General features: G+C 36.4%; 22 protein-coding genes. 17 read left to right on the top strand and 5 right to left on the bottom strand.

The window, feature by feature from the left end:
* The first annotated feature begins 102 nt into the window (after positions 1-102).
* From CXF71_RS13925 to CXF71_RS13880, 10 genes are all read left to right on the top strand, one after another.
* On the top strand, positions 103-693 hold the full coding sequence (locus CXF71_RS13925) for an LON peptidase substrate-binding domain-containing protein (RefSeq protein WP_101233560.1): 591 nt from the start codon (positions 103-105) through the stop codon (positions 691-693).
* Between the two features lie 112 nt (positions 694-805).
* Positions 806-1,423 (top strand): sigma-70 family RNA polymerase sigma factor, encoded by a 618-nt coding sequence (locus CXF71_RS13920; RefSeq protein WP_101233559.1) that lies wholly within the window; start codon positions 806-808, stop codon positions 1,421-1,423.
* Positions 1,416-2,102 carry a ChrR family anti-sigma-E factor gene (locus CXF71_RS13915; protein ID WP_101233558.1) on the top strand — a complete coding sequence of 229 codons (687 nt, stop codon included), beginning with the start codon at positions 1,416-1,418 and terminating at the stop codon, positions 2,100-2,102. Before CXF71_RS13920 ends, CXF71_RS13915 begins: the two co-directional genes overlap by 8 nt.
* A 49-nt stretch (positions 2,103-2,151) precedes the next feature.
* Positions 2,152-3,111, top strand: coding sequence for a YbgA family protein (locus CXF71_RS13910; protein ID WP_101233557.1), 960 nt, complete (start codon positions 2,152-2,154; stop codon positions 3,109-3,111).
* Between the two features lie 88 nt (positions 3,112-3,199).
* Positions 3,200-4,597, top strand: coding sequence for a deoxyribodipyrimidine photo-lyase (gene phrB / locus CXF71_RS13905; RefSeq protein ID WP_101233556.1), 1,398 nt, complete (start codon positions 3,200-3,202; stop codon positions 4,595-4,597).
* 47 nt (positions 4,598-4,644) lie between these two features.
* Positions 4,645-5,130 (top strand): nuclear transport factor 2 family protein, encoded by a 486-nt coding sequence (locus tag CXF71_RS13900; protein WP_101233555.1) that lies wholly within the window; start codon positions 4,645-4,647, stop codon positions 5,128-5,130.
* Entirely contained in the window at positions 5,130-5,870 is a 741-nt protein-coding gene (locus tag CXF71_RS13895) for an SDR family NAD(P)-dependent oxidoreductase (protein ID WP_101233554.1), read from the top strand. Before CXF71_RS13900 ends, CXF71_RS13895 begins: the two co-directional genes overlap by 1 nt.
* A complete protein-coding gene (locus CXF71_RS13890; RefSeq protein ID WP_101233553.1) occupies positions 5,867-7,141 on the top strand; it encodes an NAD(P)/FAD-dependent oxidoreductase in 1,275 nt (424 codons plus the stop codon). The genes CXF71_RS13895 and CXF71_RS13890 overlap by 4 nt, the downstream gene beginning before the upstream one ends.
* Entirely contained in the window at positions 7,134-7,970 is an 837-nt protein-coding gene (locus CXF71_RS13885; RefSeq protein WP_232771482.1) for a DUF1365 domain-containing protein, read from the top strand. The genes CXF71_RS13890 and CXF71_RS13885 overlap by 8 nt, the downstream gene beginning before the upstream one ends.
* A 37-nt stretch (positions 7,971-8,007) precedes the next feature.
* Entirely contained in the window at positions 8,008-9,234 is a 1,227-nt protein-coding gene (locus tag CXF71_RS13880) for a class I SAM-dependent methyltransferase (protein WP_101233551.1), read from the top strand.
* Between the two features lie 127 nt (positions 9,235-9,361).
* Here CXF71_RS13880 and CXF71_RS13875 read toward each other — a convergent pair whose 3' ends face one another.
* Entirely contained in the window at positions 9,362-11,026 is a 1,665-nt protein-coding gene (locus tag CXF71_RS13875) for a methyl-accepting chemotaxis protein (RefSeq protein WP_101233550.1), read from the bottom strand.
* Between the two features lie 512 nt (positions 11,027-11,538).
* Positions 11,539-12,504: a choice-of-anchor H family protein gene (locus CXF71_RS13870; RefSeq protein ID WP_101233549.1), complete on the bottom strand. Its 966-nt coding sequence runs from the start codon at positions 12,502-12,504 to the stop codon at positions 11,539-11,541.
* A gap of 251 nt (positions 12,505-12,755) precedes the next feature.
* Here CXF71_RS13870 and CXF71_RS13865 point away from each other — a divergent pair, with 251 nt between their 5' ends.
* The 3 genes from CXF71_RS13865 (at position 12,756) to CXF71_RS13855 (ending at position 15,164) form a co-directional block, all read left to right on the top strand.
* Positions 12,756-13,025, top strand: coding sequence for a PepSY domain-containing protein (locus CXF71_RS13865; RefSeq protein ID WP_232771481.1), 270 nt, complete (start codon positions 12,756-12,758; stop codon positions 13,023-13,025).
* A 76-nt stretch (positions 13,026-13,101) separates the two neighbouring features.
* Positions 13,102-13,779, top strand: coding sequence for a response regulator transcription factor (locus CXF71_RS13860; protein ID WP_101233548.1), 678 nt, complete (start codon positions 13,102-13,104; stop codon positions 13,777-13,779).
* Between the two features lie 68 nt (positions 13,780-13,847).
* Positions 13,848-15,164 carry an ATP-binding protein gene (locus CXF71_RS13855; protein WP_101233547.1) on the top strand — a complete coding sequence of 439 codons (1,317 nt, stop codon included), beginning with the start codon at positions 13,848-13,850 and terminating at the stop codon, positions 15,162-15,164.
* A gap of 102 nt (positions 15,165-15,266) precedes the next feature.
* Here CXF71_RS13855 and CXF71_RS13850 read toward each other — a convergent pair whose 3' ends face one another.
* A complete protein-coding gene (locus CXF71_RS13850) occupies positions 15,267-15,566 on the bottom strand; it encodes a hypothetical protein (RefSeq protein WP_101233546.1) in 300 nt (99 codons plus the stop codon).
* A 6-nt stretch (positions 15,567-15,572) separates the two neighbouring features.
* Positions 15,573-16,241, bottom strand: coding sequence for an OmpA family protein (locus tag CXF71_RS13845; RefSeq protein ID WP_101233545.1), 669 nt, complete (start codon positions 16,239-16,241; stop codon positions 15,573-15,575).
* 608 nt (positions 16,242-16,849) lie between these two features.
* Between CXF71_RS13845 and CXF71_RS13840 the strand changes: the two genes are divergently transcribed.
* On the top strand, positions 16,850-18,247 hold the full coding sequence (locus CXF71_RS13840; protein ID WP_232771480.1) for a DUF3300 domain-containing protein: 1,398 nt from the start codon (positions 16,850-16,852) through the stop codon (positions 18,245-18,247).
* A 17-nt stretch (positions 18,248-18,264) separates the two neighbouring features.
* Here the strand turns inward: CXF71_RS13840 and CXF71_RS13835 are convergent, their stop codons facing one another.
* Positions 18,265-18,750 carry a DUF4442 domain-containing protein gene (locus tag CXF71_RS13835; RefSeq protein ID WP_101233544.1) on the bottom strand — a complete coding sequence of 162 codons (486 nt, stop codon included), beginning with the start codon at positions 18,748-18,750 and terminating at the stop codon, positions 18,265-18,267.
* A gap of 397 nt (positions 18,751-19,147) precedes the next feature.
* On the opposite strand from CXF71_RS13835, the gene CXF71_RS13830 reads away from it, so the two are divergent.
* The 3 genes from CXF71_RS13830 to CXF71_RS13820 all read left to right on the top strand — a co-directional run bounded on the left by CXF71_RS13830 (position 19,148) and on the right by CXF71_RS13820 (position 23,527).
* Positions 19,148-19,597: a hypothetical protein gene (locus CXF71_RS13830; RefSeq protein WP_101233543.1), complete on the top strand. Its 450-nt coding sequence runs from the start codon at positions 19,148-19,150 to the stop codon at positions 19,595-19,597.
* A 10-nt stretch (positions 19,598-19,607) separates the two neighbouring features.
* Positions 19,608-20,348 (top strand): hypothetical protein, encoded by a 741-nt coding sequence (locus CXF71_RS13825; RefSeq protein WP_101233542.1) that lies wholly within the window; start codon positions 19,608-19,610, stop codon positions 20,346-20,348.
* Positions 20,349-20,644: 296 nt separating this feature from the next.
* Positions 20,645-23,527: a DUF2339 domain-containing protein gene (locus CXF71_RS13820; protein WP_101233541.1), complete on the top strand. Its 2,883-nt coding sequence runs from the start codon at positions 20,645-20,647 to the stop codon at positions 23,525-23,527.
* Positions 23,528-23,786: the final 259 nt, after the last annotated feature.

Here is a 23,786-nt window from a genome sequence, read left to right as displayed (position 1 = left end):
AGCCTCTGTCTTCAGAGGCTTTTTTTATTCTAAAACTGATCATTTTCCCCCTTCACTGCGTATATAGAGTTATCACCAATACAACTTAGAAGTGGCATACCGATGAAGCAGACAAATATTACGCTACCTATTTTTCCGTTACCCATATTCTTACTACCTGGCGGGGTTACAAAACTAAGAATATTTGAACCTCGCTATTTAAAGATGGTGAGCATTGCCTCATCAGGCCAAGGTTTTGTTATTTGGTTAAAAGACAAAAAAGTTAAGGACAATGCGATCGTTGATCAAATCCTATGGGGAAGTTGGGTTGATATTATTAATTTTGACCAAGGTGAGGACGGAGTATTAGAAGTTGACGTCAAATGTAAGTCACTGATCGAAATTAACAGCATAGAGCAAGATAGCGATAATCTACATTTTGGTGAAGTCAGTATTATTAAGCACTGGTCAGAAACGAGTATTGATAATGCTGGTGCAGAGCTCTCAAAATCATTAGAGACTGTTTTTTCTGAGAATAAAAGGCTCAATGATTTATACACGAAAAAATCGTTAAATAATACTCCTTGGGTCTTAGCAAGATGGTTAGAAATATTGCCACTGGATTTGGGAGTAAAAAATAAGTTTGTCGTCAACAACAACTTCAAAGAGGCTAAAGCGTTTGTCGAATCTGTTATTTTTGATTCTAGCCTCTAGATAAACTTAAACTTAAATTTAAGTTTATTCTAAATTATTTATCAGTAGAGTGATCTTATTCTTTTATTGAACGTATAACTAATCATGTTTAATAAAAGGGGGAACGAAAGTGATGCAGACTAACTTGCTAAGCATAGCGACTAATGCTAAATCTATTAGTATGACAGATAAAATAAATCACCCACAGCTTTGCCAATGGCTTAATTCCGTTGCGCATACTAGAGACAAACAAGCTTTTACCCATTTGTTTCAATTTTTCGCACCAAAAATTTTACGTATTGCTCGTGCTAAGTTCCCCAATGAAGCGCAAGCCAATGAAGTAGTACAAGATACTATGAGTAACGTATGGCGAAAAGCTCACCTTTTTAATCAAGATAAAGGCGCTGCGACCACTTGGGTTTATACCGTAATGCGTAACGTTACCTTTGATATGCTACGTAAAATACAGGGCAATAAAGAAGATAATCTAAGTGACGATATTTGGCCTGTTGCTGAAAACATGAGCAGTGAAGGTGAAACCTTTGATGATCATTTAGAAAATGAGAATCTATTAAGCGTTATTGAAGCATTACCACAAGCTCAACAAGACGTAGTAAAAGGTTTTTATTTTAGGGAGATGTCACAAGAGCAACTTGCCACACATCTTCGTTTACCACTAGGTACCGTTAAATCTAGATTACGATTAGCCCTTGGTAAACTTAAAGTACAGTTAGGAGAAAAACATGATTAACCATCACCCTAAATTTGAACTAATTCAAGCATTTGTTAACGGTGACTTACCTGCATCTTTATCCGCTGGTATCGCTATTCATGCAGATATGTGTGCTGTTTGTCAGCAGAAAATTGCTCAGTTTACTGAACAAGTGGCAGAAAATAGTTTTGAAGAAGAGTTTTTAGACCGATTCATTGTCGATGATAATGACGCACTAGAAAGTATCGCAGCAATAAATTTTGATCACATGATTGATGATATTGTGCAGTCTTCTGATATTGATATTGCGATACCTAAAACTGAAAAGTCGATTGAGTTTAATGGTGTGAAATACATGTTGCCATCGGTACTAAACAATATGGTATTAAGTAAAAAAGCTAACATTGGTAAGTTAACGAGAACGCGTATTCAACTTAATGAAGATGAAATTCACACCAGTTTATTACATATTAAACCCGGTGGTGGTGTTCCTGAACATACTCATAAAGGCTTTGAGCTTACCGTGTTATTAGCCGGATCATTTCATGATGAAAGTGGTGAGTATGTTAAGGGGGATTTTATCATGCTTGATGGCTCTGATCAGCATCACCCAGTATCTACTAATGGCTGTCTTTGTTATACCGTGGCTAATGATGCACTTCACTTCACGCAAGGTATAAACAAACTACTTAACCCGATAGGCTCTTTTATTTATTAGCTCATTAAGCTATTAAAAGTTAACAGTCAGAAATGATAAGGAAATAATAATGATTTATTCAGTTGATAAGAAAGATATTGAAATTGGTATAAGTGCTTGTTTAATTGGTGAAAAAGTTCGTTTCGATGCCAGTAATAAGCCATCTCATTTTTGTATTAAAGAATTTTCGGCACATGTTACCTATAAATCATTTTGTCCAGAAGTTGCGGTAGGTTTACCTATTCCTAGACCCACTATTCGTCAAATAAAGCGTGGTGATATGATTCATGTTTCTCAAAAAGATGGTAGTGGTGATGTAACTGAGGCATTAAAGGCTTATGGCAAGAAGGTAGCGAGTATGACTAAGTCATTAACGGGTTACATCTTTTGTGCTAAAAGCCCTAGTTGCGGTATGGAAAGAGTGAAGATTTATAGCCCTGAAGGTAATGCTTTACCTTCACATGGCATAGGCGCTTTTGCGAAGGAGATTATGGACGCTAATCCATTATTACCTTGTGAAGAAAATGGTCGTTTAAATGATCCATTAATTCGTGAAAACTTTGTCGCCAGAGTATTTGCTTATAAACACTGGCAATTGATCGTTGAATCAGGGCTAACTAAACACAAGTTAACCACTTTTCATAGCCATTACAAATATACTGTGATGAGTCATGATTTAATCGCTTATAAAGAGTTAGGACAATTATTAGCCAGAGCCGACTTAGCCCTTGAAGAGCAAGCTTCACAATATATATTGGGGTTAATGACAGCACTGAAAATTATTGCGACACGTAAAAAGCATGCTAATACTCTTGCGCATATCCAAGGGTATTTTTCAAAGCACTTACAAGCCAATGAAAGAAAAGAGTTATGTGAACAAATTGATGCTTATCGTGAAGGTCTTATCCCGTTAATGGCACCCTTAACGTTGATTAAACATTACTTATTGAATCACCCGAAAGATTACTTAACCAAGCAAGCATATTTGTCTCCGTACCCAGATGTTTTAAGATTAAGATACGCTTATTAACAGTTATTAATCATCATCTTAAAAAGTGGTGAATTAAAAGACAAGTTATGTAGTTAATTAGAAACAGTCAGATATTTAAGGAAATAAATTGCTACTTTGGTTTCGTAATGACCTTCGAACACATGATAATCCGGCTTTACACTACTTTCTGAGTCAATTTGACTCAGAACAATCACGTAAAGCCGTTTTTTTTGTCTCTGAAAAACAATGGCAACAACACGATTGGTCGCCGATAAAAATAGATTTTATTAAACGTCATGCTTACGCATTGGTTAAAGAGTTAGCACTGCTCAATATTGAACTCGAATTGATTGATGCAGATAATTTTATTACACAAAAAGATTACTTAAAGCGTTATTGTCGACAGCATAACATTACTGAAATAGTGGCTAATAGCGAGGTTGAATTTAATGAGCAACAACGTGACAATGCGCTATATTTGGAATTAAAGGCTAGTGGTACTGCATTAACCTTATTTGAAGCTGACGTGATTGTACCCAAAGGTAAAGTCCTTAATCAGTCAGGTATTATGTATAAAGTTTTCACACCATTTAAGCGTGCTTGGTTAACCTATTTACAACAAGCCGGTTTTGACTATTTAGGCAAAGTTTGTAATACCACCTCAACGTTAACGAATACAGATATTGAGAGTGAAAAACCAGAACGCATATCTGATGCTTGGCCATTAGCGCATGTTTTTGAGCAGCAAATATTACCTACTTTCTATCAAGAAAAAATTAGTACTTACCAAAGCCATCGAGATATTCCATCAATTAAGGGGACATCGGGTATTTCGCCATACTTAGCTGCTGGTGTTATTAGTCCTCGTTATGTACTTAGATTATTACTTAATAAATATCCTGATATTTTACTGGCATCTGACAGTGAAGAATTTTCATGGTTGAATGAGATTATTTGGCGTGAGTTTTATCGAAATCTGATTTTTCATGAGCAACGATTATGTAAACATCAATGTTATAAAGAGAATTACCAAGGGTTACAGTGGCATAACGACATCAAATTATTTAATTTATGGTGTCAGGGAAAAACTGGTTATCCACTGGTTGATGCAGCAATGAGACAGTTAAACCAAACAGGGTGGATGCATAATAGGCTTCGTATGGTGGTCGCCAGCTTTCTGACCAAACACTTATTAATTGATTGGCGCTTAGGTGAGAAATATTTTATGCAGCACTTAATTGATGGTGATTTAGCATCGAATAATGGTGGTTGGCAATGGGCGGCGAGCACGGGTTGTGATGCTCAACCTTATTTTCGAATATTTAATCCGATAAGACAAAGTGAACGTTTTGATCCAAAGGGCGAGTTCATCCGTAAATATATACCGGAACTTGAAAGTATTCCTGATAAGAAAATTCATTTTCCTCATCAGTTTATCGATGATAATAAGCTTAATATTTATTGGCCAGCTATTGTTGATCATAAAGAAGCAAGAATAAAAGCGTTAGCTTTTTATAAAGTGTAATTAGCGATTATTAACAGGATAAAATCGCCGTTTTTAAGGTAATTAAAATGGAATGTAATACAGAACTTGATACAGAGTGTAATACGTTAGCACTTACCCTTCAAAATGCACCTTTCTGGCTCAGTAACTTTGTGGTTGTTTATCAAAAATTGTCAAAGGATAGCTTGGAATTATTGTCAGAAATTTACCATGACAAGGTGACATTTATTGATCCTATTCATCAAGTAGAAGGTTATGATAATTTATATCAGTACTTTAAAAATCTTTATCAGAACCTGTCTTCTTGTGATTTTGTTATTGATGGTGTGATTTGGCAAGATTCGCAAGCGTCACTTTTTTGGACCATGACTTATCAACACCCTAAGTTGAATAAGGGAAAACCTGTAGTTGTTCTGGGTACCTCACATATTAAGGGAGCAGATGATAAGGTTATTTATCATCGTGATTACCTTGATTTAGGTGCCATGCTTTATGAACAATTACCGATATTGGGTAAGATAACTAAGTGGATAAAAACCAAGGCAGCGAACTAATGAGTACTAAAACTGTTTTGATTACCGGTGCAACATCAGGCATTGGCCTAGCACTGTTTGAAAAGTACGCTATGGAAGGTGCTAACGTGATTGCCTGTGGCCGAAACCAAGAAAAACTTGCTGACCTTCACTCAAGCGCTTTTAAAACATTTTGTTTTGATATTACTCAGCCAACGCAAATAGCATCTGCGGCTGAAGATATTAAAGCCCTAGACCTACTCATTTTAAATGCGGGTGATTGTCGCTATATTGATGATGCAAAAAATTTCGATGGTGAATTATTTTCCGATATTATCAACACCAATCTTTCTTCTTTAGGTGCATTATTGCAATATTTTTTACCGAAAATGCAAAAAGGTGGGCAAGTGGTTTTTGTCAGTTCAAGTGCCACTATATTACCTTTTCCACGTAGTGAAGCTTATGGCGCTTCAAAGGCAGGTATGGACTATTTAGCCAATAGTTTACGACTTGATCTAGTGGAGCATGGCATTGGCGTTACCTTGGTACACCCAGGTTTTGTTAGTACGCCTTTAACCGATAAAAACAACTTTACCATGCCTTTTTTATTAACCAGCGAAGCCGCGGCAAAGCGTATTTTTATTGGTATTGAAAAGCGTAAAAATTACCTTCAGTTCCCCAAGCGAATGACTTTTATTATGACGTTTTTTTCTTTTTTACCTTCGTCTTTATGGCAAGCACTTATTACCCGAAAACATAGCACCAATAAGGACAGCGTATGAAGCACTTTGCGATTATAGGCTCAGGTATTTCCGGATTGACCGCGGCTTATTTATTATCAAAAAAGTATAAGGTTACCGTCTTTGAGAGAAATGCCTGTATTGGCGGACACACGGCAACGGTCGATATTGAGAAAGAAGGTGAAAATTTTGCCATAGACACCGGATTTATTGTCTTTAATGATAAAACCTATCCTAACTTTTTAGCTTTACTTGATGAAATAGGCATAGGAAAAACCCCAACTGAAATGAGTTTCTCGGTACACAATTGCCAAACAGGGCTGGAATATAATGGTCATAATTTGGATACCTTATTTGCCCAGCGACGTAATATTTTCAAGCCAACGTTTTGGAAGTTAGTTAAAGAGATTTTACGCTTCAATAAACTGTGTAAAAGTATTTTTGAACAAGATGAATATATTGATGGTTTAACGTTAGGCACATTTTTAGCTGAACATGACTTTAGCGATTTTTTTGCGGAGCATTATATTTTGCCCATGGGGGCGGCCATTTGGTCTAGCTCATTAGCGCAAATGGAAGATTTTGAATTTAAATTTTTCGTTAAGTTTTTCCATAACCATGGCTTGTTAAATATTGCAGACAGACCCCAGTGGTATGTCGTTCCTGAAGGTTCTCGTAGTTATTTAAAACCATTGTGTGCACCTTTTAAGGATAATATTCACGTTAATGCCGACATCACAGGTATTACTCGCAGTGATGATAAAGTCCATTTACACTTTAAAAAGGCAACTAGCCAGACTTTTGATGAAGTTGTTATTGCTTGTCACTCAGATCAAGCACTGGCCTTATTAGAGGATGCAAGCCAAGAGGAAAATTCGGTTTTATCAGCAATGCCTTATAGCGAAAATACGGTGGTATTACATACGGATAAAAAACTGTTACCTAAACGGAAAAAAGCTTGGGCAAGTTGGAACTATCAGTTAAGCCATGACCGTAATAAGGCCGCTAGCGTTACTTACAACATGAATATATTGCAAGGCATTCAAAGTAAACATGCCTTTTGCGTTACCCTAAATCAAAAAGATGACATTGACCCCAAAGAGATATTACGGGAGTTTACCTATCACCATCCTGTATTTTCTGCCGGCTCAATAAAAGCACAGCAGCAAAGGCATACCATCTGTGGACATAATCATACCCATTTTGCTGGCGCTTATTGGCACAGTGGTTTCCATGAAGACGGTGTCAGAAGCGCAGTTGAGGTGGCTAAGCGCTTTGATTGCTATCTAGCGGTAGATTATGAAGATGCCTAATTCGTTTAGTCATAGTCATATTTACCTCGGAAATGTGATACATCGACGCTTTAGTCCTAAAAAGCACAGTTTTGATTATCGATTATTTATGCTGGCGCTTGATGTTGCTGATGTCGAAAATGCTCAAGGTGGCTTTGGTGTTTTTGGCTTTTCTTGGTATCGACCATTACGTTTTGTGGAAAAAGATTATCTGAAAAGCTCCCCAAAAGATTCTCCAAAAGGTTCTATAAAAGGTTCTATAAAAGATAATCGTGCAGGTGATCCTTATCCTTTGAGGCACCGTATAAAAAGTAAGGTACATGAATTAGCGGGTCATGCCGATATAAAAAGAATTGTTATGCTGGCACAAGTTAGATGTTTTGGTATTTATTTTAGTCCCGCTAATTTTTATTTTTGCTACGACCATCATGATAAATGCACACAAATGCTCGCAGAAGTCAGTAATACACCGTGGAATGAACGTCATTATTATTTAATCGATTTGCTAAATGTAGAAGTCGATAAAACGACAAAAAAGATGTTTCAAGTTTCACCGTTTATGGACTTAGCAATGACTTATTTTTGGCAGGTAACACCGCCGTGTCATATTGACGATAAGTTACAAATTAATATTAAAAACAAAAGTATTGATGACAAAAGTGGCAAGGTAGTTAAGTTATTTGATGTAAATTTAGTGATGAGGAAAAAGCCTTTCACTAAAAGCAGCTTACTGCGAATTTGGTGTCAATTACCGGTTATGACGGTGCAAGTAGTCGTTAGTATTTATTGGCAAGCACTCAAACTATTCGTTAAACGTGTACCTTTTATTGGTTATCAAAAAGCGGATTAGTTCGTAGATGTTAAAACTCTAACTATAGGGAATAAAAATGGAAAATATTGAGGATGTGACATTATTAAAAGAGGCTAACTGGTTAGATAAGCGTTGCCGTAGTTTAGTCTTGGGGTTTTTTTCAAAGTTTACGTATGGTCAATTAGAAGTCATTGAGGGCTCTGTTCATTCTTACTTCCCCCAGAGTTTTGATGAGCAAAGTATTAAAGGAAAAATACACATACACGATCCGAGCGTTTACCGAGACTTTGTAAAAGGCGGCAGTATTGGAGCTGCCGAGGCATTTATTGATGGCAAGTGGAGCAGTCCTAATTTGACCAATGTCATTAGAATTTTTGCCAAAGCACAGCAGCAAACTGATGCACTGGAAAGTAATAAGTCATGGTTGAATAAGTTAAAAAATACGCTTAGCCATTGGCAAAATAGAAATACTCAATCAGGTTCAAAGCGTAATATATTGGCGCATTATGATTTAGGTAATGAGTTATATACGCGATTCTTAGACCCTGACATGATGTACTCATCTGCAATCTATCCAACAGAAAATGCATCGTTAGATGAGGCTCAACAGCATAAGTTAGCAACAATATGCCAACGATTATCACTAAATGCCGATGATCATTTACTTGAAATTGGCACTGGCTGGGGTGGTTTAGCTATTTACGCAGCTCAGCATTATGGCTGTCGTGTAACGACAACCACTATCTCAGATGCACAATATTCCTATGCAAAAACGCGTGTAGAAGGGCTAGGGTTAAGTGATAAGATAACCTTGCTTAAAGAGGATTACCGCGATTTAACGGGGAGCTTTGATAAAGTGGTTTCTATCGAGATGATAGAAGCTGTTGGCTTTGATTATTTACCTAGCTTCTTTAAGCAGTGCAATGATCGACTAAAAGTAGGCGGGAAATTACTTATTCAATCGATCACTATTGCTGATCAGCGTTTTAATTACTACAAGAGTAATGTTGATTTTATCCAACGTTACATATTTCCTGGTGGTTTTTTACCATCTATTAATGTGCTTACTCAACACCTTACTGACCACAGTGAACTGGTTGTTGAGTCCCTTGATGATATTGGCCTTGATTACGCGAAAACATTAGCGCATTGGCGAGATAACTTTTTAGCGTCATGGTCTACGCTATCTCAGTTGGGCTATGACGAAACGTTTAAAAAATTATGGCTTTATTACTTTGCTTACAGCGAAGGTGCGTTTTTAGAACGTTCAACCAGTACAGTTCATTTAGTTGCTAGAAAATAACGACAGTTTATTGATTTTTTTGCTTTGTTAAGGGATTTAGTCGTAGACTTTAATAGGGCTAAGTCACAAAATAAAAAAGGTTTATAGCTACCTATAAACCTTTTTTAATTGATAGATTAGCCATTAATTAAACTTTAAACTGGCCAACAAGTTCACTAAGGTTGTCTCCATCTTGAGCTAGTTTCTGACCAATAGCTGAAGTACTTTGGCTAGATGTTGTTAATTCATTGACAATTTCTTGGATGGCAAACACATTGCGATTTATTTCTTCTGTAACACTCGATTGCTCCATAGCTGCCGTAGCGATTTGAGTACTCATATCATTTATCGAAGTGACCGATGTAGTCACAGCACCTAAACTCTCAGAAATAGCTCTAGAAGATTCAACCGACCGGTTACAGCTTTGCTGACTTGCATCCATAGTACTCACTGCAGCGGAGACTAAATTATGCAAGCCAGTTAACATTTCATTTATCTCTAATGTACTCTCTTGTGTTCTACTGGCTAAGTTTCTAACTTCATCGGCAACTACCGCAAATCCTCGCCCTTGCTCACCCGCTCTAGCTGCTTCAATAGCAGCATTGAGGGCTAATAAGTTTGTTTGTTCAGCGATACCACCTATGACGGTTAAAACATTATTAATTTTCTTTGATTGTTCGCTAAGCGAGTTTATTTGCTCTGCCGCGGTATTAATTTCAGTCATTAAGTTTGAGACTTCGGTTAATGAGGTATCAACACACTCTTGGGCTTTTGCAACATCTTCAGTTGCTGATTGTGTCGACTCTGCAACCTGAGTAGTGTTCATAGCAACTTCACTTGAAGTAGCAGACATTTCAGTTATCGCAGTGACAACCAGCTCTGTTTCATTATTGTGATGGCCAAGCTGTCCTTCCATTAATTGTGTTTGTTGATTAATTTCAGCAGAAGCGGATTTTACATCTTGCGTGACATTCGCCACATTTTTAATAATATTTTGTAATTTTTCGATAAACTCATTAAAAGCAACGCCTAATTGGCTGATTTCATCATTACCATCAACGTGTAAGCGCTTAGTTAAGTCACCTTCACCTTTTGCAATACTCTGCAAATTATCGAGCATATTAGTAATAGGTTTTACCATAGAGCCCGCTGCGTATAACACACAAAAAACGGTTAACAAAAACCAAAAGGCAGCAATTGATACTATCGTTATGGCTTTATCGCGCATGTGCTGAGCCATGGTTTGGTGATAACTCGTTAATTCTTTTTCAACATCATCAAGGTAGGTACCAGTCCCTATCATCCAGTTAGTGTTTGGAATCATGGTGGCATAACTCATTTTTTCAACTAATTGGCTAACATTAGGTTTTTGGTAGTGGTATGAGAAAAAGCCTCCACCTCTTTTTGCTTGATCTAGCAAACCAACAATTAATTTTTTGCCATTAGGGTCTGTAGCATCAATTTGATTTTCACCTTCGGCTTCAGGTTTAAGACCATGAAATATATTGACTCCTTCACTATCATAAATGAAAAAATAACCACTATTTGAGAAAGTAACCCCCCTTAACGCGTCTTTAACATTACCTTTTTCGCCTAACGATAATTGGTAATTGACTACTTTTATCGCAATTTCAACTTCTGTTTTTAATAAATTCCTTTTACCTTCGAGAAGTTTAGCTTCAAATGATTGAAAATCTTCCTCAAGGTTTTTTGACTCTAAATAGTAAGTACTAACCATTAAACTAACGAGTAATAAAGTTAGTGGTAATAACGCTAATAACAATAATTTATTTTTAAGGCCCATTTTAATCATCTATCTTTCCTCTGCTATCAACGTTTGAACAAACGCATTTAATTCATTGTATATATTATTAATTAGATGGGCAGCAAATAAATGTTAACTATTTAGATATAAATCAATAAAGTAGTGGTGTTTATTTGTTGACATAACGTAGCATAAAATAATAACTAATTTGATTTGAGTATATGCTAGATTTTTTGTTCTACAAGTTTGCGTTAGTTAATAGCTAAGTTATCGTTATTCAAAAAAATAGCCTATCAATCAAGTATTAGGAGTAAATTAGTAAGATGGTAGTAAAGTGAATTTAGAGCAAGGCCATTAAGTTATGGTGTATTTGTGCTGATTAAAATATTCCAAGGCGGCGTTGCTCTCAATCTCAATAGCAAGCTATTGGTCAATCAAGTGGCTAGCCTTGAATTGTTTTTACTGGGCACAACAAGAGCACAAACTCAATGGCACTGGTATTACGGATATAAATTGCCGAGTAGGGGATTCACTTTTGCTTTAATTTAGTTTAATAGCGTTTAATGATTGTGATGTGTTTGGTGGAACTGACGCATTAACATAAAAACTCCAAGGATTAATAAAGCGATCAGTGAACTACTACCACCATGAATATGCTCTTCACTGTAATACGCTATATATTCCACGTCATAATCACTGCTCTCTAAGGGCAGGGCATATAGGCTATTGCTATCATCACTGCTGTAAGATGCCACTATATTTGGATAACCATCTTCGTAAAGATCAATGAGGACATTATAATTGTTAGCATTAAATCCTTGAGCTAAGGTGCTATACACTTCAAATTCATCATCAGAACTTTCACCATGGATAATAAAGTTATCGGTAGTGTAGTAGTGCTCCCAAGGTCCGCCATTTTCACTTAAATATAACTCAGCATAAACAACTGCTTCATCATGGGCGCTAGCAGTAATTAAATCAGCATCAAAAGTGACACTAAAAGTCTGATAATAACCATCTGCATCTATGTCCTCAATTAACTGTGAGTAACCTTCATAGATGACAAAGCTACCATCGCTAAAGCTTCTACTGGTAGCGCTTATATTTGGTATGTTAGCCATGCTTTTATATAAGTTAGTGGAGATGATTTTACGTGCTTGTTGATATTTTTGAGTAATGACCTCGTCGCGAGTTATGTTTAATGCTTTATGTTTTGCTTGATCACTATCATCAAATAGAACTCTTTGACTGATGTCCTCTAATATTTTCTCTTTTGATGACTTGTTAGTTGCACTGGCTAATTGTCCGCTTGAGTAACTTTGAATGAGGTCAGTGTTAGCTGTGTTATCAATATTCGTAGCGTTGTCAGCTTGTTCCGCAAAGCTAGGTAGTGTCAATAGCATGAGCGTTAACATTAAGCTCAACTGCAAGCTGGTTAGTAATATGGGTGAAAACCTTGAGGTGATTTCATCTGCATTTATTGACGTGATTTTTAATGTTAATTTCTTGATAAAATGATTCATCATTAAATCCTTCTTAGGTTGATTTAATGCTATTAAAGCGCACGCTAGATGAACTCAAGCTGAACGGGTTAATAACCGCTAAAATATCCATTCACCAAATTGTTTTCGTATTCAGACTCCGTTCAGCTAGCGTTATGTATGATCGTGTTAAACGTTAAACGTTAAACGTTAAACATGAATCGCTCAGGTATCCTGAAGCACGTATTTTGATGTATCATGGGTATATATAGGTTTTATCTTTATTAGGTATCGAGATGATGTTACGAGTTCTGTTATTAACACTATTAATGAATGTCAGTGCTTTGAGCGCAGCGACTGCATTGCCGGCAGATAAACAAGATAACAAAAAAGTTACCAGCTCAAAACAAGCGGCAAAAATAGTGCAAAAACAATATGGCGGTAAGGTTTTAAAAGTGAACAAACAAAAGAACAATGGCGGCTACAAAGTAAAAATTGTTAAACCGAATGGACAAGTTGTCTCTAAAAAAGTGGATGCTAAAACGGGCAAAATAGAAAAGAACTGATTTGAAAAGGGTTAATGAATAAGAGGGACCTTGGAAATAATTATCGTGCAAGGTACTAACAAAAAGGGAAACAGCTATGCGCTTACTTTTAGTTGAAGACGATCAGGCCTTACAAAAAGAACTTCAACAACAATTACTGTTACAAAACTATTCAGTTGATGTTGCCAGTGATGGTGAAATTGCTTTATTTCAAGGTCTTGAACATGATTATGATATTGCCGTAATCGATTTAGGTTTACCTAAAATTGATGGCTCTACCGTCGTTAAAAGGTTAAGAGAAAATGGACGAGACTTTCCTATATTAATTCTAACTGCACGTGATAGCTGGCAAGATAAAGTTGCCGGGTTAGATGCAGGAGCAGATGATTACCTAACTAAACCTTTTCATGTTGAAGAACTCAGTTCACGTTTAAATGCGTTAATAAGACGTAGTGCAGGCAAAGCGAGTGCGTTGATCAGTAATGGCCCGTTTAGTTTAGATACCGCAACATCAGAGGTTTTAGTTGAACAGCATAGTGTTAGTTTAAGTGCCCATGAATTTAAGGTGTTTAAATATTTGATGTTACACATGGGAGAAGTTATTTCAAAAACCACGTTAACAGAGCACATTTATGATCAAGACTTTGATTTAGACTCTAATGTGATTGAAGTTTTTATTAGGCGTTTGAGAAAAAAACTCGATCCGGACAGTAAACACAATTTTATCGAAACTAAGCGAGGCCAAGGCTATCGTTTAGTTAATTTCTCCAACTAGGTTTACTTTTGAATCATTTCTTTATTGTACTTTCTCGCTCTTTTTTGAATTCCCTCAAACTCCGTTTGATGGTTAGTATATTAGCGATGGTCATTATAATTTTACCGGTTATAGCCGTTATTATTATGAATTCATTTGAAAAACACATGGTGCGCAGCATTGAGAATGAGCTGAGTGCTTACAGTTATTCTATTTTAGCCGTGGCAGAAGTAGAGCAAGGCAGCTTAGTAATGCCTGAGGGATTAATAGAAAATCAGTTTAATGTCAGTAGCTCAGGTTTATATGCCTTTATTTCACAGCAGAGCAAATTAAAAACGAATTCATTATGGCGGTCACAGTCTTTACTTACTCTTAGCCTACCTAAACAATTGCCTGAGCAGTTAGCGTTGCTCACCACGGGTGATACTGCCTTTAGTACGATTGAAATAGATGGCTTTGAACACTTTATTTATAGTTATGCGATTAGTTTTAATGAAGGGGAACAAAACTTTCCAATGACAGTGCATATCGTTAAAGATAAACAAACCTTCTTAGCGTTCATGGCTGATTTTAAACAGCAACTTTGGTTTGGTTTATCGATGTTAATGGTGATTATTTTATTACTGCAGTTGGCTTGGTTATTGTGGACATTAAAACCTTTGTCTACCTTAGAAAAAGAAGTGAAAGCCATTGAACAAGGCAAAGCACAACGCTTAACCAGTATATATCCTAAAGAGTTATCGCAATTAACGTCTCAATTGAATCAGTTATTAGACACAGAACAAAAACAGCGACAACGCTATCGTAATGCGTTATCTGATCTTGCCCATAGTTTGAAAACACCACTGGCGGTATTGCAGGCGCAAAGTGATATATCAGCGGTTAATCAAGAACAGATAAGTCGAATTAACTCAACTATAGATCATCAACTAAAGCGCGCACAAAGTGCTGGAAATTCTTCATGGTTAATTGGTATTGACATAGCGCCTGTGGTTGAAAAATTACTTAATACTCTTGCCAAAATTTATCAAGGGCAGCAAAAACAAGTCACTGTGAATTTAACTCAAAAGTTAAGCTTTAAAGGCGATGAAGCTGACTTGTTAGAATTGTTAGGTAATTTACTTGATAATGCATATAAGGCAGCTAAAAGTAAAATTTCATTAAGTATCAGACAACAAGATAAAACCCTAATTATAAACGTTGAAGATGATGGTGTTGGTATCAAAGAGCAAGAAGTCCAGCGTATACTGGAACGTGGAGTCCGAGCCGACACTTATCAAGAAGGGCACGGTGTTGGTTTAGCTATAGTGCGTGATTTGGTTGAAAGTTATCAGGGCGAATTGAGTATAGGATGTTCTGCAAATTTAGGTGGCGCGCAATTTCAGCTATCATTTAGCTCTAAATAGCAGTGAGTAAGTTTTATTTTCGTGGTAATAATAACGACAATAAAAAAGCCCCTGCATATAAATATGAGGAGCTTTCTAATAAATTATTTGAATTTAATCATTCTAAGCTCTAGCAGGGCAACCCTGAACAAGCAGCGCAATACTGGCCGCTGATTTTACATTGTCGTAATATGAGCTAGCATCCGTTTGTGAACTTTGCTCAATTACTAGTCCTGACATAGTGGCAATTTGCTGAAGCGCCATAAAAGAACTTTTGTCTGTCTCATAAGCTGTAAGAGCCGCGTTTATTTGTCCACAAGAATAACTATTAGCTAAACCTTTTGCCGATGCATTTCTCAGCTCTGTTGCGGTTTGACATGCTGTTAGTACAAAAGTCATTAAAATCAAAAGTAAATATTTCATACTAAGTTACTCTGTAATTGGAAGCAGAGTAATCTCTACTCTTCGATTAAGCTCTTTACCAGCCTGAGTTTTATTACTCGCAACTGGCTGAGTTTCACCAAAACCAACAACTTCTATTCTATCTGTGATCACACCAGCGGTTTTTAGATTGTTAGAAACCGATTGTGCGCGGCGTTCTGACAAACTCTGGTTAAGTGCATCAGAGCCTGAACTATCGGTATGACCTGCAACTACTATTAAGGTTTTGTCGAATTCTTTTAAGACTAAAACCACTGAATCTAACACAGATAAAAAGCTTTGCTCAATATTGGCATTACCTGAAGCAAAGGTGATATTGCCAGGCATAATTAAGTTGATGTTATCACCTTCACGTTCAACGCTGACGCCAGAACCACGTAATTGCTTTCTTAGTTTAGCTTCTTGGGTATCCATATAATAACCAATACCACCGCCAATCGCAGCGCCTCCTGCAGCAGCTTTTAAAATTCGCTGATTTCTTTTACTTATATCATCTTCATTTTTGTTGGCTAAATAAGCCGCCACTGCTGCAACACCCGCTCCAATACCAGCGCCTTTAGCGGTATTACTGACTTCTTGTTCACCTGTATATGGGTCAAAAGTAGTACAAGCGCTTAAGGCTAGACAAGTAATTAGGGGGATAGTAAAATTTTTCATTTTTTTCCTTAAATAAGTGATTCATGAGTGTAGATTTTGCGTGTGATGTGATTAAGAATAACCACTAACTTTTCAGCCTCATTCGCCATTTTATACTCGCTTGCTACACCTGTTTTGGGCTTACATTTTTAGCCTATTCAGGTTTTTATATAAATGCAGCAGGAGCGGTAAATAGAGTTAAAATAATGAGTAAAGATAATGTTTTTAGTTAGTATTCTAAATAAATAATGTTAATTATTTAGGATGGCGCGATTATAATCGTCTAGACTTGCGCAGTCTAGACGTATTAATCGTTGATTTAAAAATGGTTATTACACTTGTTTAATTTCTAAACATTTTAGCCACCAATTTTTCATTATTAGCGCGATACCTATAAAATAAAAGTTAAATACAGCCTAGGTATTTAACTGTTAATGTCTTGAATATCACTACAATGTCCCAGAAGCGACTGTTTATCTTAATATTATAGATAAGCGTTTAAATGAGGATAGTGTTATCCATTTTTAGATGCACCCCAAATTAACTTTATTTCGACTTTTGTTCAGCATTGGTTCAGCTACAGAAGCTTATTCTATTTAATAAGATTAATAATGAATAAAGGTAAGCTTATGAATACTCATCAATGGCCTTGTCAAAAGAGCTTTAAAAAAATCATCTCAAAGCAAATATCCTTACAAAAAAGCAGCTTAAAGGTAAGGCCGCTAATGTTATTACGGATTTTTTCTACACTGTTACTGTTTTTATTGTCAACTGCGATGTTTACTACTGCAGTTACAGCGCAAGCATATCAAGAACCAGAGTCGGTGTTATCTGAAGCCGAGCTTGCACAAACGCTAGCACCTATTGCTTTATATCCTGATACGTTACTTACCCATATATTAATTGCCGCTACTTATCCCTTAGAAGTTATTGAGGCTGAACGTTGGCTAACTAAACACTCGACACTGACAGCAGAGCAGTTACAAAATAAGGCAGAGAGCAAAGAATGGGACGCGAGTATTAAAGCATTATTATCTTTTTCTGGTGTGATGGCTAAATTAAGTGAAAATCTTAACTGGATGCAAACTCTCGGTGATGCTTTTTTACAAGATGAATCTAGGGTGCTTGCCAGTATTCAAACGCTTCGCCAGCAGGCAGAAAAAGCGGGTAGTTTGGCAAATATGAATAATGTTCAAGTCATAAAAGAACAGCAAGTGATCATTATTGAGCCCGCGCAGCCAGAGATTATTTACGTACCCTATTACGATACTCGTGTGGTTTATGGTCGTTGGCATTGGTCGCATTATCCACCTGTTTATTGGCACCATCCTAATCGATATGCCTCATATTATGGTCCTTTCTATTGGGGGCATGGTGTACATATCAGTAGTCAATTTTTCTTTAGCGCCTTTCATTGGCATAACCGTCATGTAGTGGTTAGTCACTATAATAGACATGGTTATCATCCAAGAAAAAAAATTGTTAACAGTCATCATGCAAAACGCTGGAATCATCAACCAAAACATAGACGGGGTGTTGCTTATAGCAGTGGTAGTGTAAAGAAAAAATATTATAGCGGTCGACCTAGTAGTATGCACCAGAACAAAAGTGTGCAAAGCAATAGAAGTGGTTATAAAAGTAATAGTATAAAAAACAATCAGCAGGTTAAGGCGATTAAAAGCGGGCACTCAACAAGTAATAATGCTAAAACTAAAAATTATCGTGCCAATCAATTTCCAGTACAACATAAATATCCGGTAAATATTAAGCAACAAAATAAACAGCGAGTTAGCGATAAAAAAGCGATGAAAGAGGACGTACATCAAGCAAGTAATAAACAGTACTCAATACATAAAAAATCGTCGTCAAAACAGGAATATAGACAGCCAGTATCGAAGCCGTCATCAAGCTCGTCTCGACAGCCATCGGTTAGTAAGTCATCAAAGCCAGTAAAAAAACCCTCACATAAGCCTTCAAATAGGCACGCGGTAACGGTAAGTAAGCAACATAAAAGCAAACATAATTAAGGTAAGGCAGGTGGCAGCTACTTGGCTGCCATTTCAATACTCTTTGGTCTCTTTTTACGAATATACAAGGTACGATTCAGTTTAGCGACGATATCCCCTTGTTCGTCTTTCACATAAACAGGGATTTGAGGTAAGTATTTTTCACCCTTGGCCGTATTAGCAATAATCTCGTCGATAAGATTTTGGTTAATGGAAAATTCTGCAATAACTTTACCTTTACCCGGCTTTATAAAATCAATGTCAGCTGCTTTATCCCATACCAGGTAGTCATCTCCTAACTGTGCAAGGATCATCAACATACAAAAAGGGTCGGTCATGGCGAATAAAGAACCACCAAAATGGCTACCTACAGCATTCTTATTCCACGGACGTAAGGTTAATTCAACACGAGCGGTTTTAAAGTCAGTTGATATATGCTTGATGCGAATACCAGCAAAAAATAAGGGCGGCCAGATATTCATAATAAGGCGAAAAATCCAAGCTTTTTTAAATAATAAATTCATTTATAGTCACTTTTGTATTTGAATTCAGGAATTGAGTTGCATCGTTTTGAATGAATAATGCAAACTCATCGTACCAGTTTGTTGGGGTAATATAAACGTTATAACTTTTAAGATCCAGTTAGCGCGTTGAAGGCTGAATATTTTATAAATATTTTTATTTCGCGGTGGTGTGAACCGTGACATTAAAAATTGCTTTTTACCAAAAGGGAATGACTTTAGAGCAGAGATATGGAGAGGGTTTTAGTTAATAAATAGCGGCAAGTCTATTATTCATATAAAAAACCTTGCTTGACCCGATATATTTACAATGGTTATTATCTTGCCTCATTTTTCGTCTTGTTGTTAATTTAACTAACGACAATATATAAGCGAAAATACACTTAGGGATGAATAGTAAATGAAAATTGTTAACCTTTTTATCATAGCTTTAATCGGACTATCGTTATCGACTCAAGCTGAAATATCACCACTTAACATAGATCAATCACAAAAAAAGACTAAAGATAAATATATCAAGTCAGCCCATGAGGTTATAAAACATCAATCAAGCCAAGAAGAAGTTCGTTTTTCTATTCTCAGCGCGGCACTCACCAGTAAAAGTATCAAATGGATATTAGAAGATGATGGTGATAACTTTCTTGTACTTCGTTGGGACTATTCTGAAGCAGTAATTTATACCAAAGTTGAATTTGATGAACAATATATCCAACTTAAGTATCTCGATGCGTATGACGATTATCGATGCCAAAATAATGTTGATGGTATTTGCTACAAAAATGAAACTAGCAAATATTATAGTCACATGAAAGATTTACGTAGCGCCATTATTAATGCATTAAGCCACTAAGGAATTAAAAATGAAATATTATAAAACCCTATTACTGTCGATTTTTGTATTTTTTAGTAGCAACTCCTTTTCAACAGAACGCTCATGGTTTGATGAACCTATTAAGATTAATAAAACTTATGTCACTGATACTGAAGCCGTAATTATCGAGTCACTTAAGCAACGAGGCTGGGAAGTCAAAGAAAAGTCACCAACGATGGTAACGGCTTGGTTAAATGACTATAAGGGGTATGAGTTGGTGCTTGAAATTAAGCATGATAAATCACAAATATCCTTTAATCAGCTGTCTTATAAAAAAGTTGGCTGTGACAGTAATAGCTCAAGTCGTTGTAAAGCGAGTACTAAGTATTCTGATAAATGGCGATTGTATTTACGTAAAAATATAGCAATGAATATTCATAAACGCGCAATGGATTATTTACTTAACGATGAGAAAATACGCAGTACATGGCTTGATGAACTAAAAACAGGCGATGTTGAATTTAAAACTAAATTGGCCCGTAACTTGATCGATATTGAATATTTTAATGAGTATGCTTTGGCGGAAATTGTCGAGCAAATTAATGCAAATTATCTACGCAATGAGTTATCGAGTGATGAAGTACAACAATACGCTTTCTTTTGTAAAGTATTAGCCCGCTCTGAACAAAAAAAGTATACAGAATTATTAACTCAGGTGAGCCAAAAAGCAAAATCTCGAAAGTTAAAAAACTATGTTAAAGGCTATTTGATTGAAATGGCAAAGAGCTAATTTAATGGTAAGTGAATAAAGCAGACAAAGACAAATAAGAGTCTTCTCATTTGTCTTTGTTAAAGCAGTGGTAAGCTATTTAATGATAGGTTATGAAATGAGTGGATTAAAAACGTTATACCATAGGTTATCGATATTTTATCAATAACCTTTCGAAAAAACACGTAACGGTAGTGTGAAGGCATATTGAAAGGTCTTATCAAAATATAACTTAATGATTGTAGTCAATTGGTTATAGCATTATCTTAGGAGGTTATAAAAACTTAAAATTTGAAGCATAGTTACAGGATGTAATCATGAATGAAGACATTAGAGCCCTAAGATCCGAATTAGCGCTTGTTAAGCTGCAATTTAGCCAACGACTTGTTGCTGTTGAAAATCGCTTAAATGACTTGCTTGTGCAAGACGAAACACAAGCGGAGCAACAACACCGAGCGATTACTCAAATTGATGAACATAGCGCAGAGCTTGTGCTGGAGAGTACTGGTCAGCTCGCTTCAGTAAGAACACAAGCAGCTAAACAAACTTTTCATAAAACGGCTGTTTCTGAAGAAAATGTGACGAATGTTCAATGCTCATCAGGCAGGGAGAGCACCGCATCAACTTTTACGGTGCCGTCATTCATTACTGTTTTATTTCAAGCGATATTATCTTCATTTTTCGAATGGTTTTCTCCGTTGACCAAAGCGTATCAGTCTTATAAAGAAAGAGGCATGTTAGGCATATTCACCCTTACCATGGTTGGCATAGGTTTAACGCTTGCTGGCTTTGGTTATTTAATGCAACTGCTTATTGATCAATTAGGGGCGGGCTATAAATCACTATTAATGTGCTTTGCGGCCATTTTGGTCATGGGGTTAGGCATAGGTCTGAAAGTGAAAACTCGCTATGGCGAGTTTGCTACCGCGATTGTCACCTTAGGAATATTGCTGTCTTACAGTACTGTTTATTTTTCTGGCAGTGTCTACGCGCTTATACCAAACCTGGCGGTGTTGAGCTTATATTTAACTATAGCCTTAGTTTGTCATGCACTTGCTCTGTGGTTAGATACCAAGGTTGTTGCCGCATTAGGCATAATAGGTATAGCCACCATGCCAGTGCTTTCGAATGTGATTAATATTGAGCCACTTTACTATTTGCTCTCGTTAGCGTTTGTTGTGTGCAGCAGTTTGATTTTATCTTATCGGCAAGTCGGCGCATGGCTTGCTCATTTGAGTCTTGCGTTTACCTTAGTGTCACTTGAATGGATATTAGGTTTTGAAAATATCATTTTGTCAGCTTGGCTTGTTAACTTATTTTACCTGCTCTTTTTTACTTACGTTTGTGCGAGCTTATATAAAGAAGATGCTGTCATTAAGCCGAGCTTAGTTTTTCTTGCTGCGCTTGTAGGTGCCACCATTTTACTGTTCTGGCAAGCAACTGAATTATTTAGCACCCAAATAAGTATTATTTTTGCTTTAAATACCTTCATTGCTATCACAGCAAGTGTATTCTTTTATAAGGTAAAACGAGAGCTAACATCTTTCTTCATTTTACTTTCTGCTTCATGGGCAATATTAACTATTGTTAGTGCTATTAGTGATGCTTATTGGGGAATAGCGTGGGCAGTAGAAGGATTATTATTACTGTCTATTGGTCGACGATATAAATTCTCAACGTCTATCCATCAGGGACAAATATTAACAGCCATAGCGCTGTTTTACTCATGGTCAGCCTTAGTTATGTACTTCCCATTACCTGCCTTAAAATCAATTGATGGTTGGGTTTTATCACTGATGATTGTTGTCATTATCGCAATATGGCAACGACTCATTAATAACAGTGAAGCTTTTGATAAACTAACTCAAACGAAAATTAAACCATTACTGCAATTATTAGAGGTTATTTGGCTTACTGTTTTGGTTATTGCCAGCGCCACTATATGGTTAGAAAACTGGACGGGCGGTTTAGTTATCCTGATACAGTTAGTTATATTATTTAGAGCTAAAAATTGTCAGCATAAAGCGATAGAAATTTTTGCGGCTATATTAATTGTCGTGCCACTATTTTATGTCTATCAAGGGGCAATGTTTGTTGATAGTTATCGATTTACCCTGTTACCGCTCTTTGCAAAGATAGCGTTAATTTCAGCGTTCTCGCAACTTTGGTTATGGTCTGCTTTTTATCGAAAATATCAGCAAGAAAGTGCCATGAAACAATTTGCTGAATCGGTAAGAATACTCTTTTACCTGCTCATTCCTGTTTGTTGGGTAGGCTCTGTTATTCACCGTTTTGATGAAGCGTCAGTTATGTTTTTATGGCTTTCACCCTTATTGGCATTAATGTTAGCGCGTAAAGTGAATCACAAGTTGCTATTTATAGAAGCTAAGGTATTAACTGGGGTAGCAAGTATCTTTTTGGTCTTAGCTATTGAGCAATTATCGCTAACTAATAGTGTTATCGCATTGTTTGGTTTTAGCGCTTATTACGCAACGGCCTATTTATTAAATCGCAAAACTCAAGAGCATATTTATCAATTTGTTTGTAGCTGGGGAATGCTAACCTTGGGTTTTGCTATACCCCTATTTATTGGTAGTCAAACGAATAGTCTTGTATATGGAATAATTAGTGCGGCACTCTATTGGTCTTCTGCTTTTAATATTTTAAGCCTGTCCGAGCACTTAAAAAGAAATGAATACTTCATTACCGTAGTTAACTTAATTTTGCTGGTTGCCGCTTGGATCCTCATTCAAGATAAAGTCAGTTATGCATTGGTGCCTATTACCTTCTTGGCTGCAACCTTATACCAAAAGCAGTACCGATTTAAGCAGTCTATCCTTGATAAGATGCTCAAACTTAATGGTGATTTGTTTTTACACTCAATTACTGCAATTACCTATATAAGCGTGTTGTCTTCACTTGAGATATATCGCCTAGATTTGTTGATTGCGCCGTTATTAGCTGTGCATGGTGCTATGATTTTATTCTTAAAAGATAGGCGTATAGCCACCGTAAAATACAGCTTTGGACTGATTTTATTAGGCATAGTGAAACTTGCCATGATTGATGCGGCAAACGCATTGTTATGGCAAAAAGTTATGTTATTTATGGGGATAGGCATCTTTATTTTACTCGCATCATTTTGGTATCAAAAAATATCAAATAAAGATGACGTGGCTATGGCAAGCAGTGACAGTTAACACCTAAGAAAGACCAGAATCAGATTGGGATGAGTCACTGGCTTCATTCCAATCTAGCATTCTTTTTTATATTTACCTTAGTAGATAGTGAGGGTTCTCCTTATACACTAAGGTTAATTTACTTACATTAATCTATTTATTCTCACGGCGAATTAAAGATAATAATAGCCGTTTTTAAAATTTCGAATGAAAATTCTCCTTGTATAACAATAGCACTTAATTTATATACCTCACTTTCTGAATACGTATTCATCTTTTT

It is taken from the genome of Colwellia sp. 12G3, assembly GCF_002836775.1.
Lineage (GTDB): Bacteria > Pseudomonadota > Gammaproteobacteria > Enterobacterales > Alteromonadaceae > Colwellia.
Note: the sequence above shows the minus strand (reverse complement) of the source record. Positions and strands in the feature narration are given on the sequence as shown.

Coding starts and splice junctions, on each gene's coding strand:
- CXF71_RS13925 (WP_101233560.1), top strand. CDS start 103: ATGAAGCAGACAAATATTACGCTACCTATTTTTCCGTTACCCATATTC.
- CXF71_RS13920 (WP_101233559.1), top strand. CDS start 806: ATGCAGACTAACTTGCTAAGCATAGCGACTAATGCTAAATCTATTAGT.
- CXF71_RS13915 (WP_101233558.1), top strand. CDS start 1,416: ATGATTAACCATCACCCTAAATTTGAACTAATTCAAGCATTTGTTAAC.
- CXF71_RS13910 (WP_101233557.1), top strand. CDS start 2,152: ATGATTTATTCAGTTGATAAGAAAGATATTGAAATTGGTATAAGTGCT.
- CXF71_RS13900 (WP_101233555.1), top strand. CDS start 4,645: ATGGAATGTAATACAGAACTTGATACAGAGTGTAATACGTTAGCACTT.
- CXF71_RS13895 (WP_101233554.1), top strand. CDS start 5,130: ATGAGTACTAAAACTGTTTTGATTACCGGTGCAACATCAGGCATTGGC.
- CXF71_RS13890 (WP_101233553.1), top strand. CDS start 5,867: ATGAAGCACTTTGCGATTATAGGCTCAGGTATTTCCGGATTGACCGCG.
- CXF71_RS13885 (WP_232771482.1), top strand. CDS start 7,134: ATGCCTAATTCGTTTAGTCATAGTCATATTTACCTCGGAAATGTGATA.
- CXF71_RS13880 (WP_101233551.1), top strand. CDS start 8,008: ATGGAAAATATTGAGGATGTGACATTATTAAAAGAGGCTAACTGGTTA.
- CXF71_RS13875 (WP_101233550.1), bottom strand. CDS start 11,026: ATGATTAAAATGGGCCTTAAAAATAAATTATTGTTATTAGCGTTATTA.
- CXF71_RS13870 (WP_101233549.1), bottom strand. CDS start 12,504: ATGATGAATCATTTTATCAAGAAATTAACATTAAAAATCACGTCAATA.
- CXF71_RS13865 (WP_232771481.1), top strand. CDS start 12,756: ATGATGTTACGAGTTCTGTTATTAACACTATTAATGAATGTCAGTGCT.
- CXF71_RS13860 (WP_101233548.1), top strand. CDS start 13,102: ATGCGCTTACTTTTAGTTGAAGACGATCAGGCCTTACAAAAAGAACTT.
- CXF71_RS13855 (WP_101233547.1), top strand. CDS start 13,848: ATGGTTAGTATATTAGCGATGGTCATTATAATTTTACCGGTTATAGCC.
- CXF71_RS13850 (WP_101233546.1), bottom strand. CDS start 15,566: ATGAAATATTTACTTTTGATTTTAATGACTTTTGTACTAACAGCATGT.
- CXF71_RS13845 (WP_101233545.1), bottom strand. CDS start 16,241: ATGAAAAATTTTACTATCCCCCTAATTACTTGTCTAGCCTTAAGCGCT.
- CXF71_RS13840 (WP_232771480.1), top strand. CDS start 16,850: ATGAATACTCATCAATGGCCTTGTCAAAAGAGCTTTAAAAAAATCATC.
- CXF71_RS13835 (WP_101233544.1), bottom strand. CDS start 18,750: ATGAATTTATTATTTAAAAAAGCTTGGATTTTTCGCCTTATTATGAAT.
- CXF71_RS13830 (WP_101233543.1), top strand. CDS start 19,148: ATGAAAATTGTTAACCTTTTTATCATAGCTTTAATCGGACTATCGTTA.
- CXF71_RS13825 (WP_101233542.1), top strand. CDS start 19,608: ATGAAATATTATAAAACCCTATTACTGTCGATTTTTGTATTTTTTAGT.
- CXF71_RS13820 (WP_101233541.1), top strand. CDS start 20,645: ATGAATGAAGACATTAGAGCCCTAAGATCCGAATTAGCGCTTGTTAAG.